General features: G+C 41.1%; 5 protein-coding genes. 3 read left to right on the forward strand and 2 right to left on the reverse strand.

The genetic code is table 11. The features are described 5' to 3' along the window. Window positions 1-9 precede the first annotated feature (9 nt). Window positions 10-8,190 (reverse strand): fibronectin type III domain-containing protein, encoded by an 8,181-nt coding sequence (locus L1S31_RS03565; protein ID WP_236462240.1) that lies wholly within the window; start codon window positions 8,188-8,190, stop codon window positions 10-12. A 189-nt stretch (window positions 8,191-8,379) separates the two neighbouring features. Between L1S31_RS03565 and hflX the strand changes: the two genes are divergently transcribed. Continuing rightward, window positions 8,380-9,606 (forward strand): GTPase HflX, encoded by a 1,227-nt coding sequence (gene hflX / locus L1S31_RS03570; protein ID WP_236462243.1) that lies wholly within the window; start codon window positions 8,380-8,382, stop codon window positions 9,604-9,606. Window positions 9,607-9,612: 6 nt separating this feature from the next. On the opposite strand, the gene L1S31_RS03575 is transcribed toward hflX, so the two are convergent. Continuing rightward, window positions 9,613-10,395, reverse strand: coding sequence for a THC0290_0291 family protein (locus L1S31_RS03575; RefSeq protein WP_236462245.1), 783 nt, complete (start codon window positions 10,393-10,395; stop codon window positions 9,613-9,615). Between the two features lie 264 nt (window positions 10,396-10,659). Here L1S31_RS03575 and gdhA point away from each other — a divergent pair, with 264 nt between their 5' ends. Then, on the forward strand, window positions 10,660-12,003 hold the full coding sequence (gdhA, locus tag L1S31_RS03580) for an NADP-specific glutamate dehydrogenase (protein WP_236462249.1): 1,344 nt from the start codon (window positions 10,660-10,662) through the stop codon (window positions 12,001-12,003). Window positions 12,004-12,123: 120 nt separating this feature from the next. Further along, complete coding sequence (gene porZ / locus L1S31_RS03585) at window positions 12,124-14,412, forward strand: type IX secretion system anionic LPS delivery protein PorZ (protein WP_236462251.1); 2,289 nt, start codon at window positions 12,124-12,126, stop codon at window positions 14,410-14,412. Window positions 14,413-14,418 lie beyond the last annotated feature (6 nt).

Raw genomic sequence — 14,418 nt, forward strand, 5'->3', positions numbered from 1 at the left:
ATTAAGTTGTTATTGTGCTCTATTGATGTAAACCCATCCTGTCAAATCTCCTCCGGTGTTTCTTTCTATTACATAGAAATAGGTACCGTCAGGAAGTTCATCACCATCATCAGATTTTCCATCCCATTCATTGACATAATTACCTCTTGAATAGACTTTCATTCCCATTCTGTTGAAGATAGTCAAATGTTTAACATCAAAACCTGTTAAATTGAAGGTGTCGTTGAAATTATCATTATTCGCAGAAATACCTCTTTGAATCTGACAAGCTATTGAGAGTACTTCAAACGGAGCAGAGGTTACCTGACAACCATTGTAAGTTACAACAACCGTATAAGTGCCAATTACAGGAACATCTAAACTTTGCTGATCACCATTAAGTACCGGCCCTTGTGCATTGTACCATTGGTAAGTAGCAGTTGCCGGATCAAATGAACCATTTACCGGAGTCGCATTCAAAACGTATACGTTTTGACATCCCCCACTAAGTTCCACCAAAATTGGCGATGAAATAGCGATTGACGCGTTACCTACATTACCATTTTGACAGGCTGCATTGTTGGCAGCTACTGTATACGTGATTTGGTAGGTAGTACCCGCTGTAGTTTGATCCAAATCAACTTCACCTGTTATAGGATCCACTAATGGTGTTGGTCCAAAGACTCCACCTGTTGTAAATCCAGCACCTAAAACCGGCATCGGGTTAACAGTCTCACCAGGACAAACCGGAGAGGTATAACTGAAGCCTACTGTTGGCGTAGTCGCAGGATCAATAACAATCTGGATGGCAGGAGACGTTGTCAATGCCTGGCATGTTGCTAAATTCTGTGGTACACTATAAGTGATTGAATAAGTTCCTGGTGTAGTAGAAGTTCCTAAAGTAATTACTCCGGTAGACGCATTGATTGCAATTCCAGTTGATGGATTAGCAGTAAATGTTCCACCTGTGGTAAATGCAGGATCCAATATCGGCGCAACCGTTGCCTGTGCTATTGAACAAACTGGTGTTGGATATGAGAATGTTACATTAGCATTAGTAACCGGATCAATAACAACCTGGATTGCACTAGAAGTTGTCGCTGCTCTACAAGTAGCTACATCTTGTGCCAATGTATAAGTTACATTATAAGTTCCTGCTGTTGCAGTAGCTCCTAAAGTCAATACTCCCGTTGCAGGGTCAATTGCAACTCCTGTTGTTGGATTGATTGTAAACGTACCTCCTGCAACAAAACCAGCATCCAATGTTGGTGCTAATGTTGCCTGGGCAATCTGACAAACCGGGGAAGTATAACTAAATGTCACATTTGCTGGTGTTGCTGGTGATATTACAATTGTAAATGTTCTGGAACCTGCAGCCTGACAAGTTAATGGGTCAAATGGTATACTATAAGTAATATCATAAGTTCCATCAGTTGTATTAACCAAAGTTATTTCACCCGTAGTTGGGTTAATGTCAATGTTTGCGGCAGGGTTCGATGTAAATGTTCCACCAGCTGTAAATCCAGCTCCAAGGATTGGCAGAGGATTAGTGGTTGAAATTTGACAAACCGGTGTTGCATATGTAAAATCAACCACTGGTGTAATTGCACCAACAGCATCGATTTCCACATCTACAGGCTCAGATTCACAACCAGTAAGTACATCTCTAACAACTAATGGATGCGTACCAGGAGTAACTCCGGTAAATGTTGTACTTGATTGGAAAGGACCATTGTCAATACTATACTGATAGTTAGACACCGTCATTGCATAAGTTCCAATATTACTATAATCCTCTGGATCTAATGAAGTCCAGTCTGCAGGATTCCAAGTAGTGCTTGGAAGCGTTGCTGTATTTAACCTTCTATAAGTATAACCTGCCTGACCTGCTGGTGTAAATGTAGAACCATCTGTTGGTCCCCATTGATCCACCAGTACATCTGATGCTGTAGTCAGCCTGATATTATCATTATTATTTACTCCTGCACATGATGCAAAAGTTTGATTAGGGGTAACACCAGCAATGTTTGCGTTGTTACTAACCTTAATTACGTTAGTAGCATTGTTTGGTATTGTTCCTGCCAATACAAGGTCACATTGTAAATTCTCAGCTGTTGGAGGTGCGCCCCAAGTATAGAATTTCAATTTATAATTCGCCAGATTGACCGGTGCTCCTGTTGCGTTATACAACTCAACATAAGTTAATGAGCCTGTATCTGCATCTGTAACCTCAGAGATAAATAAGTTTAACGGTGTTGCGCCTCCTGGTGAAGTTGGCGAAGTAACCGTAATCGATCCCGTTGGAGATGTACAAGAAGACTGTGTAACGGTAAACGTTGGTGTAGGAACACTGTTTATGGTTACAGTAATCGGTTTTTCAGAAATACAGCCGTTAGTTCCCTGCGCATAAATAAATAATGACTGGGTAGCGGTAATTGGAATTGTTGCATCAATTGGCCCAACGCCTCCTGCACTTGTAAAGTAACCTCCCTCAGTTAGAGTAGGTAAAGTAAAGGTATCACATGCTGTTACCGAAGTTTGCGTAATAACTGGTGAAGCTAATATTTCAACTTGTGTATCTGTTGTGAAAGCTGGACATCCTCCAGTTGCAGGAATAGTATAAGTTACCGTATAAACGCCCGGTTCACTTGCTACAGGTATGATTTCACCAGAGATAGCATTAAGTACTAAGCCTGTTGTAGAAGAATAGGTTCCACCTGGTGTACCGGTACGTGTAGGTGCCTGAGCTGTAATTATACTTTTACAATATGGCGCTCCTGGATAAGTAATTGTCGCAGCAGCTGGTGCAGTAATAATTACCGTTCTGGTTGTTGTAATAAATGGAATTGTATTACATGTTCCACCAATTGTTGTTGCAGAAGTACTGGTCACTATATAATTCCCTGGTGTACTAGTAGCCAAATGGATTGTTCCTGTTACAGGATCAATATCCAATCCCGGTGTAGAAGTATATACTCCGGCTGATGCTCCAGGTGATAAAACCGGTGTTGTATCAGGTTGGTTTTGGCAATAGTATGTTTGAGGATAATTAAATGTATTTATTGGGAAACAAGCTGTTGTACCTCCATTAGTATTGGTTTGGGTGAAGGTAACTGTTCCCGGCTGATTCGAGAAGTTGGTAATCATGATTACGTAAACTTCACACAATTGGGCATTAGGTATACACATAATCTCTTCAGGTGCTGCAGAATAACTACAAGCATGCAGCGTTCCCGGACATCCTGTTGTTGGAGTAGGAATTGGAACGGTTTGCCCTAGTGGGTTTGCCGGAACTCCCGTACAAGCTGTGTTCAAATCTGTAAATGGTCCCCAAGCCACATAATCGACGTCTCTTGGAGTACCGCCTGTATCCACTTGAGTGATTAAGTAACTCAATGGTCCGGCCTGATTCACCTGTAAAAAGAAGAATGCTGGGTTAGGAGATGTAAATAAACATCCTATTTGTCCTAAACTAGGTACGTTCGTTGAGTTAGCATAAGTAACGGTCTGACCGGTACAGAATGCTGGCGCCTCCGTACATGGAAGTGTTCCGATACACAAATCAAAGTTTGTGAATTGAGGAAGTGTTGAATTAGAGAATACTCTAATATAGTAGGTTGTTCCTGCAACTAAGTTGGCTCCTGAGTTACAGCCAACTTCGGTTAAACCTGAACAAGTTCCCTGATAAACAGCATAACTCAAAGCGGCATTCGCCGGAGTAACGTTGTTAAATGAAATTACATGCGTTACCGTTGTTGCGGTAAAGGTAAACCAAACGTCATCGTTAGCTGCTCCTGCGCCACCACAAGTAGTTGCAGGTGAAGAGGCTGTAGCTCCCGCTAAAGTTCCATGAGTCGTTTGGACACAGTTAAGGTTTTGGTTAACGATGGCAAATATTGCATTAGCACATTCGTCGTTTGTAGGCAAAGTAGCAAAATTCAATGCAGACCATGTACTCGATCCATTTGTACCATCACACATAGCTCTTACATAGAATACATATGCTGTACCTGGTGCCAAGCCATTCTGAACAATAGGTGGTGCACCCGGAGCTGATACCGGAATACCTGAGCCTGTAGGAATTGGTGAACCTGCCGGCAATATTAAATATTCCCAGTTTGTTGCAAAAGAGCCATCAGGATTTGCAAGCTGTGTCCATCCTAAAGTAGCTGAAGTCTGGCTTACGAAAGTAGCATTCAATAAAACTGGTCTTGCACAAGTTGGTGCAGGAGCACACGTTATGTCTGCAGTCCAACCTCCTTGTTGTACAGAAGGGTCACTTCTGAAAACAAATGTCAAACATCCGTCAGGACTGGTTGAAGTGAATGGGCCAGGAAGTTCTGTTCCCCAGAATCCACCCGCTAAACCTCCAGGAACAGCTCCTGCTGGATTCGTACTTGCGATTTGAGTTGCAGGGTTAACTGTATTTCCGTCGTAAACATATAGCGCATCAAAGTTAACCTCTGTCTGGTAAGTAGTAAATGTTACCGTAACGATTTCGCCAGGTGAACCTGGACAAATAATAGTCGTAATGTTTGAACTGGCAGCATAGTTTCCTGTTGGGCCTCCAGCATCTACAAATACTCCTCCACATTCTGGTGGAGCAACCAAAGTTGTAAAGGTTATAGGAGTACAAGTCCATGCGCTGGTAGATGTACCACAGTTAGCTCTGATATAAACATCATAACATGTTGAAGGAGTTAATCCTGTTAATGTATATGGTGGTGCCGCTGTTGGAGGATTTGAAATACTTGTAAATCCTGTTGCGCCAGGAAGTGGCGCTGGCGAACCACATGGTAGTGGTAAAATCTGCCAAGCTGTAGCCACACTCGTGTCTGCGTTGGCAGGTTGAGTCCAGTTTAATACTGCAGAGTTATGAGTAACGTTAGTAGCTGGTGCAACAGCTGGTACAGCACATGATGCTGGTGGCCCACAAGTAATGTTGGCTACCCATCCTGCATTCTGTACTGATCCGTCACTTCTGAAAACAAAAGTCAAACAGCCATCAGCCGATGCCGATATAAAGGAACATGGGATTGTAGTTCCCCAATATCCTCCTGCCAAACCTCCAGGAACACTTCCTGCAGGATTGTTACTCGGAATTAAATTTCCAGGAACCACTGCGTTCCCGTTATAAACGTATAAAGCATCAAAATTTGCTTCTGTATTAAACGATGTAAAAGTTACAGTTACTATCTCTCCAGGAGTTGTTGGACAAATAGTCGTCGTAATGTTTGAGTTGGCTGCATAAGCTGCAGTTGTTCCTCCAGCATCAACAAAGTTACCCCCACACACTGGCGGTGCAGCTGGTGTTGTTACTGTTACTGGCGTACATGGCCATGCACTAACACTGGTTCCGCAATTAGCTCTTACATAAATGTCATAACAAGTTGCCGGACTTAAATTAGGTAGCGTAAATGGTGGTGCAGTAGTAACGTCAACAAATCCTGTTGCTCCAGGAAGTGGAGCTGGTGAACCACAAGGTAATGCCAATACCTGCCAAGCTGAAGCTGTAGTTGTATCAGGGTTTACCGGTTGTGTCCAGGTTAACGTAATTGAGTTGAATGTATTTGCAGTCGATGATATTGCAGTTGGTACTCTACATGGAGGTGGTGGTCCACAAGTTACGTTGGCTAACCAACCTGGGTTTTGAACCGATCCATCACTTCTGAAAACAAAAGTCAAACATCCATTCGCATCTGACGAAGTAAATGGACAAGGAATCGCAGTTCCCCAATATCCACCTGCCAAACCTCCAGGAACACTTCCCGCAGGGTTGTTACTTGGAATTATGTTTCCAGGAACAACAGCGTTTCCATTGTAAACATACAAAGCATCAAAGTTAGCTTCTGTATTGAATGCTGTGAAAGTTACTGTCACCACATCTCCAGGAGTTGTTGGACAAATAACCGTTGTAATATTCGAGTTCGGTGCATAAGCTGCAGTTGTTCCACCAGCATCAACAAAGTTACCTCCACATTCTGGTGGCGCAGCTAAAGTTGTTGTTGTAATTGGGCCTATTATCACACTACCGCCACTACCACATACAGCTCTAACATATATGTCATAACAAGTAAGAGGTGATAATCCGGTTAATACATAGTTACTCGGATTTCCAGTAACAGTTACATCGTTTACTTGTGGTGTAGATCCAGCTGTTGGAGCTGGTTGTCCACAAGGTTGATAGAAAATATCAAAAACATTTGATGTAGAACCATCCGGATTTGCCGGTTGTATCCAGGTAAGTGTTGCAGAATTGTGAAGTGTTGCAGGATTTGTTAAAACTGTTGGCGCAGCACAAGTTGCTTTTGGCGCACACGTTACATTGGCTAACCAACCTGCTGCATTTCCTGTTGCGTTAGATGTAAATACAGCGTACAAACATCCTGAAGCAGCAGAAGAAGTAAATGATGGTGGCAATGTTGTACCTGATAAGGTTGCCAACAAAGTAGCAGAAGCGTTATCACCATCATAGATTTGTAATGTATCACCAGCCGCAATGTTGAATGCAGTAAACGTAAGCGTTACGGCATCTGTTGGAGAACCAGGACATATTAAAATAGGTTGGGTTACATTGTTAGGATAGTTACCTCCTGTACCTCCTGTATCTACATAGTTTCCTCCACAAACTGGTGGGGCTACCAAAGTACATACTGTTGTAGGGATAACACTCCATCCACTGTTGGCTGCACAAACCGCTCTTACATATATATCATAACATGTAGCCGGTGTCAAACCAGTAAGTGTAAACGATGGCCCTGCTGCTGCAGTTACATCATTGAATGTTGGCACTGAACCTGCATTTGGTGCAGGCGATCCTTGTGGTAAGGCAATAACATCAAAAACCGTTGCCACAGATGAATCAGGATTCGTTGGCTGTGTCCAGGTTATTGTTGTTCCTGTCGTTGTAGTTCCAGATGCTATAACAGCATGAGGGATTCTACAGGCAGGAGCCGGGTTACAAATAATATTAGCTGCGTATCCGGCAGCTGTAGTCGTACCATTTGATTGGAACACAAAAGTCAGCTGTCCTTGAGGTGCTGTAGAAGTATAAGTACCCGGTAAAGTTGTACCTGATAGCGTTGCCAATACCGGAGATGAAGTATCCGGTCCGTTATATATTGTTAGGATATCACTACCAGCCTGGGTATTGAACGCAGTAAAGGTAACCGATACCACATTTCCAGTTGTAGGGGGAACTGTAAGAGAAATGTTTTCGTTGTTACTATAGTTACCTGCTACTCCTCCTGAATCTACAAGATTTCCACCACAGACTGGTGGTGCTATCTGTGTAGTAAACGGCGCCGAGACGACAGATGCCGGACTCGAAAATCCACTTGAACAGACACCTGTAACAGTATAAGTATAGGTCGTATTTGAAGCTAATCCTGTAATAGGATAATTTGCCGCTGGTGCTGGAAAATTAAATGTCAATGGAGTTCCTCCTGCTGTAGGAGTTACAACTACTTGGAAAGAAGTAGCATTTCCAGGATTTGTCCATGTTAAATTTGCAGTTGATGTGGTGATTGCACCTGTAGCTCCAGGAACCGGAGCAGTACATTGTGTATTAACACTTACGTCGTCAATCAACCAACGCTCACCGTTAAGTGAACCGTCAGTGTTAGGGTATATCTTAACAAAGGCGATATAGATAGATTGCCCATTTAAGAAAGATGGAAGCGGAACCGTTTTTTCAGTCCAGACATTAAAGTCCGTTACCGGCAAAATTAAATTCAGCTCCGACCATTGTTGCAGGTCAGTGTAAGAGTTAGGGTCAGCCTGAGTAGCGACTGCAGGAGCCCACATCACTTTGAAGGTGGTTCCCTGGTTTCCACTTGCGAACAATCGGGTCCAGAAGTGCAGTTCATTCGAACCGGTTAAAGGAACGTCCACTTGTGACGTTGCCAGCCAGTCTTCAGTTGTGGTATTTATACCCGTGTTTTCCCTGTTGATGGAGGCACACTCTGTGTTGTTGTGGCCTAATCCAGCCGCAAAGGCATTGATTCCCCAGGTTTGTGTAGATACAACCGTAGCTGGTGTATTCCTTTCGAAAATGGCCCAAGCCCCGGTTGGTAATCCCCACAATTGTGGCAATGCGCCTGTCGGACTAGGCACTCCTCCATCAAAATTTTCTGTTTGGCCATACAATTGAGAATAACCCTTAACAGAACCCAGAAGAAGAAGTAATAGTAGTAATGTAATTTTTTTCATAAAATGAAAATTTTGAGTTGTTGGATAAAAGTTTTTAGAATTTTGAAGTCCAAATTTAGTAAAAATTATGAAATAATTAAGGATATTAATTTTTTAACAGAAGAAATGACGTTTTTCTCAACAATTCTTCTAGTATCTAAACGTTTTTTTAACTTTCAAATGAGTATTTTTGCCTAAGAATTTTATCAAATGTTAGAAAAAGAAATAATAAATTTTGAACGGACTGTAATTGTTGGGATCGTTACGCAAAATCAGAGTGAGGAAAAATTAACTGAATACCTTGATGAATTGGAATTCCTGACTTTTACCGCCGGAGGCGAAGTAATTAAAAGGTTTTCGCAAAAACTGGAACGTCCCAACCCTAAAACTTTTCTTGGAACCGGTAAAATGGATGAGATTAGTTCGTATATCAAAGAAAAAAATATTTCTACAGTCATATTTGATGATGAGTTGTCTCCTTCACAACAAAAAAATATTTCCAAATTGTTAGATTGCAAAGTCCTGGACAGAACCAATCTGATTCTGGATATTTTTGCACAAAGGGCCGAAACTTCCTACGCAAGGACACAGGTCGAATTGGCTCAATGCCAATATTTATTACCAAGGCTTTCAGGAATGTGGACGCACCTTGAGCGTCAAAAAGGAGGAATCGGGCTGCGTGGCCCGGGTGAAACAGAGATTGAAACCGACAGAAGGATTGTCCGCGACCGCATTGCTTTGCTAAAAGACAAAATAAAAACCATCGACAAGCAGATGTCGGTTCAAAGGGGTAATCGTGGCGCTATGGTTCGCGTTGCCTTGGTTGGTTATACCAATGTTGGAAAATCAACTTTGATGAATGTCATCAGTAAAAGCGAAGTATTTGTAGAAAATAAATTATTTGCAACACTCGACACTACCGTTCGGAAAGTGGTCATCAAAAATCTGCCTTTCTTATTGTCCGACACCGTTGGATTCATACGAAAGCTGCCAACCCAATTGATTGAATCGTTCAAAAGTACGCTTGACGAAGTTCGTGAAGCCGACTTATTATTGCATGTGGTAGATATCTCTCATCCCGATTTTGAAGAACATATTGCTTCGGTAAATCAGATTTTAAAAGACATCAAGAGCGATGATAAACCAACGATAATGGTTTTCAATAAAATTGATACTTATAAAAATGAGGTAATTGAGGAAGATGACCTGATGACTGAAAGAACTACCAAACACTATACTTTAGAAGAATGGAAATCAACCTGGATGAGTAATGTGGGCGAGAAAAATGCGTTATTCATTTCGGCAACCAATAAGGAAAACTTTGAAGAGTTCCGTGAAAAGGTATATGAAGCCGTAAGGAAGATTCACATCACACGATTCCCATACAACAAGTTTTTGTATCCCGATTATAAGGATGCTGTTGAAAAAGAAAATTAACGGGTATTAATTTAGGTAGTAGATATATCCAACATTAAACCAAACGTTCCAGTCGTTGGCTTTGTTCTCAGGATATTTTGTTGGGTCAGGATTCAAACCGTCAACCCAGTTCGAGAAATAATACTGCATTCTCAAATCTGCCATTAAGTCGCCTACATCATTAAGCCTGTATCGGCATCCCAAACTTGTAACGATTGACCAAACGGTTCCGCCTTGGTCTCTCCATCCATCAAGGTATTTGATAGGAGTTGTAGCCTGGGTTCCTATTGGACCCAATGTTGACCAAGCTTTCGGACTGTAAAAACTGAATTGTCCTCCCAAACTGATGAATGGTGCCAATGCGCCTTTAGTAGCGGTAAAATCCCTTATGCTCAATGGAAAAAACTCTAACTGCATCCCAATATTGGTTACAGCCGTGCTTCCTCTCATCGCACGCAATTGGTTGGCCATCTCTCCGGTTCTGCTCGGATCAACCCATTTCCCAAAATGCTGCAATTCGGTTTTGTTATAAGATAACTCACTTCTTAATTTAAAGTGGTCATTAAAATAAGTTTCAGGAGTATAACAGTTACACTCAGCTCGGTATGAAAAGTTCAAATAATGGATGATTCCAATCCCATATCCGGTGTTACCCATGTTTGTTGAGAAATCATGGCGCTCACCATAATCCGATTGGAAAGCAACCGGTCCAAGGATTGCCCCTATTTCATGGGAAAAGCCAAACTGAGCATTCACGCTATTTGACAGGGCAAATAACACTAACAGGGATAGGATAAATTTCTTGGACATTTGCATACTAATTAGTTCAAATCTCGACAAATATATAAAAACATCAATCAGTTATAAAATAAATTAAAAAATTGTTCGTTTATATACGGAAAAAATAATATTCGGTTTTGCTTCCGGCTGCTTTGTAAGTTTATTCAAGTTTTCTTAGCATAAACACAAAAAGGGCAATAATTAAAAAAAATATATTCGCCTATTTTTGAATAAAATGTATATTTGTCCGATTTTACGAAATCGATTTCTTAAAAATAGTAAATAGATAATTTTATGTCACAAAGTATCAATGCATTTATGGACATGGTTGCACAAAGAAATGGTCATGAGCCAGAATTTATGCAAGCAGTTATGGAAGTTGCTGAAACAGTAATTCCATTTATCGAACAAAATAAAAAATACCAAAACAAAATGCTTTTGGAAAGAATGGTTGAGCCGGAAAGAGTAATCATGTTCCGTGTAACCTGGATTGACGATGCCGGTAATACTCAGGTAAACCGCGGATACAGAATCCAGATGAACTCTGCTATCGGACCATATAAAGGAGGAATCCGTTTCCATCCATCAGTAAACTTAAGCATCCTGAAATTTTTGGCTTTTGAGCAAACTTTCAAAAACAGCTTGACTACATTGCCAATGGGTGGTGGAAAAGGTGGTTCTGATTTTGACCCTAAAGGAAAATCAGATATCGAAATCATGAAATTCTGCCAGGCATTCATGACTGAATTATCTAAACATATTGGTGCTGATACTGACGTTCCTGCGGGAGATATTGGTGTTGGAGGAAGAGAAGTTGGATACATGTTCGGACAATATAAAAGATTAAGAAACGAATTTACAGGAGTTTTAACCGGAAAAGGAATCACTTTCGGTGGTTCATTAATCCGTCCTGAAGCTACAGGTTATGGCGATGTTTACTTCGCTCAAAGCATGTTGGCAACAAAAGGGCAAAGCTTTGAAGGAAAAACTGTAGTGGTTTCGGGTTCTGGAAACGTAGCACAATATGCCTGCGAAAAAGCAACGCAATTAGGCGGAAAAGTAGTTACCCTTTCTGATTCATCAGGATATATCTACGATGCTGACGGAATTGATGCTGAGAAATTGGCTCACGTAATGGAAATTAAAAACGTAAACTATAGCAGGATTTCTGATTATATCAAAAAATATCCATCTGCAAAATTCGTAGCAGGAAAACGTCCTTGGGAAGTGAAATGTGACGTGGCTTTGCCATGTGCTACCCAAAACGAATTAAACGGTGACGAAGCAAAAGCGCTTATAGCTAACGGATGTATGTGTGTTGCCGAAGGTGCTAACATGCCTTCTACTCCTGAAGCTGTTTCAGAATTCCTAAAAGCAAAAATCCTTTTCGCTCCAGGAAAAGCTTCAAATGCTGGTGGTGTTGCAACTTCCGGTCTTGAAATGTCACAAAACTCATTGCGTTTGAGCTGGACTTCTGAAGAAGTTGACCAACGTTTGAAAAATATTATGGCGAACATCCACGAAGCATGTGTGAAATATGGTACTGATGCAAGCGGATATACCGATTACGTAAAAGGAGCAAACATTGCAGGTTTCGTAAAAGTTGCCGATGCAATGCTGGCGCAAGGAATCGTATAATAAAATAAAACCAACCTAAACCCTTAAAATGCCATCATTTCTGATGGCATTTTTTGTTTGCCATACAACAAATTGCCAGTTTTTGCGTTTATACTATATTTGTATACTAATTGCTATCCGATGAAAAAGTCCTTTTTATGGCTGTTGCTTTTACTTTTCCAAATTGGTTTTTCCCAACAAAACCAAAATTGGAAAGGATATTTCTCCTATAACCAAATCAAGGACGTATCTGAATCAAGCACCAAACTATTTGCAGCGGCGGAAAATGCCTTATTTACCAAAAACCTGGCAACCAACGAACTCAAAACCATCAATACCATTGACGGGCTTTCGGGGCAGACCATCTCTGCAATGTACCACAGCGAAACATTCAACAAAACAGTCCTGGGTTATCAAAACGGATTGATGATTGTCATCAATGATGCCGACGGAACAATGCTGAATGTAGTCGATATTATCAATAAAAATATTCCGGCCAATATCAAAAAAATAAACCATTTCATGGAATATGATGGCATTCTTTATGTTTCCTGCGATTTCGGAATTGTGCAGTACAAACTGGCAACTTTGGAATTTGGGGACACTTACTTTATCGGTCCAAGCGGACAGGAAACAAGGGTATACCAAACCACTGTTTTCAATAACGAAATTTATGCTGTTACCCAATATTACGGAATCAGAAAGGCAAGTGTAACCAATCCAAACCTGATTGATTACGCACAATGGCAGGTTTTTAATGCAGGTTATTGGACTGGATTGGTAACTTTCAACAACCAGCTGATTGCGATGAGTACCGATAATAATGTCTACAAATTTACCGGAACAACATACCAGCAGATTGGAAGCCTTGGTCAGCCAGCTCTGGATTTTAGGGCTTATGGAAATTATTTGATTGCAACGTGCTCCAACAAAGTTATTATTTTTAATACAGGACTAAGTCCGGTTGTAACGATACAGAATTCTCAGGTTACAACACATCCGGTAACGTTTACCTGTGGTACCGTAATCGGTTCAAATATTTATATCGGAACCAATGAAAACGGAATCCTAACCTCTACAATCAGCAATCCAATAGCTTTTGATTTTATCATGCCGAGTGGGCCTCAAATGAACAATATGTTTTCAATAAGCAGTTCGGCATCCAATTTATGGGCGGTTTATGGTGGTTATGACATTACCTACAATCCTTACACTTATCTTGGCTTTAGCCTTACCCAGTTTGGGATAAGCAAATACAACGAAACCAACGGCTGGCTCAACATTCCTTATAGTGAGGTTTTAGGTGCAAAATCGTTAGTTAGGATTGCCATTGACCCCAATGATGAAAAAAATGTTTACATAGGTTCGTACCACAACGGTTTGCTTAGCGTAATCGATGACCATCCAACAACGCTTTATGATAATACCAACAGCACACTGGAAATCAGTGTCGGAAGCGAAATCTGGGTAAACAGTACCACATTCGACAAAAATGGGAATTTATGGATGACCGATAGCCGGACAGAAAAAGCGTTAAATGTTTTAAAACCAGGCGGTACATGGCAAAGCTATGATTTACACACAATTTTAGATAATTATGCCAACAATGATTTTTGCAAAATCGCCATTGATAACAGCGGTACCAAATGGATAGCAACCTATAAAAATGGTGTTGTTGCCTTTAACGAAAACTCGAGTGTTGGCCTAAAAAAAATAACGCAGGGCGAAGATGCCGGAAATCTTCCTTCTATCGATGTCCGTGCCATTGCTGTTGATAACAGGAACCAGGTTTGGATTGGAACCAATCGCGGCCTTAGGGTATTGTCCAGCACCGGAGCTTATAATTCTCCCGAACAAATGAAGGCCAACGCCATCATATTTGACGAAAACGGACTTGCCAGAGAACTTTTGCAGGATCAATATATTAGTGATATCGCTGTGAACGGTTCGAACCAAAAATGGATCAGTACCGTTGATTCCGGTGTGTTCCTTTTTTCTCCAAACGGTCAGGAAACCATTTATCATTTTACTATCGACAATTCGCCTTTGCCAAGCAACGTAATCAATGACATTGAGATTAATGCCATTACGGGCGAAGTCTTCTTCGCAACCGACAAAGGACTGGTTTCCTTTAAAGGAACTTCTACAAGGCCAGCCGATAATTTAGATGCCGTTTATGTTTATCCTAATCCGGTTCGTCCAAATTTTGACGGAACCGTAAAAGTAGCCGGCCTTGTTTCAAAAGCCAATGTTAAAATCACCGATATCGAAGGCAACCTGGTTTACGAAACCACGTCTGAAGGCGGAACAATAGAATGGGATACTACAGCATTCGGGAAATACAAGGTAGCTTCGGGTGTTTACATGATTTTTATCGCTGCAGAAGATACTGCTGAAACCGCGGTTAAAAAAGTAATGATTGTCCGCTAAAATGAT

This window comes from Flavobacterium wongokense (assembly GCF_021608265.1).
In the GTDB taxonomy this organism is placed as follows: domain Bacteria; phylum Bacteroidota; class Bacteroidia; order Flavobacteriales; family Flavobacteriaceae; genus Flavobacterium; species Flavobacterium wongokense.

Coding starts and splice junctions, on each gene's coding strand:
- gdhA (WP_236462249.1), top strand. CDS start 10,660: ATGTCACAAAGTATCAATGCATTTATGGACATGGTTGCACAAAGAAAT.
- porZ (WP_236462251.1), top strand. CDS start 12,124: ATGAAAAAGTCCTTTTTATGGCTGTTGCTTTTACTTTTCCAAATTGGT.
- L1S31_RS03565 (WP_236462240.1), bottom strand. CDS start 8,190: ATGAAAAAAATTACATTACTACTATTACTTCTTCTTCTGGGTTCTGTT.
- L1S31_RS03575 (WP_236462245.1), bottom strand. CDS start 10,395: ATGTCCAAGAAATTTATCCTATCCCTGTTAGTGTTATTTGCCCTGTCA.
- hflX (WP_236462243.1), top strand. CDS start 8,380: ATGTTAGAAAAAGAAATAATAAATTTTGAACGGACTGTAATTGTTGGG.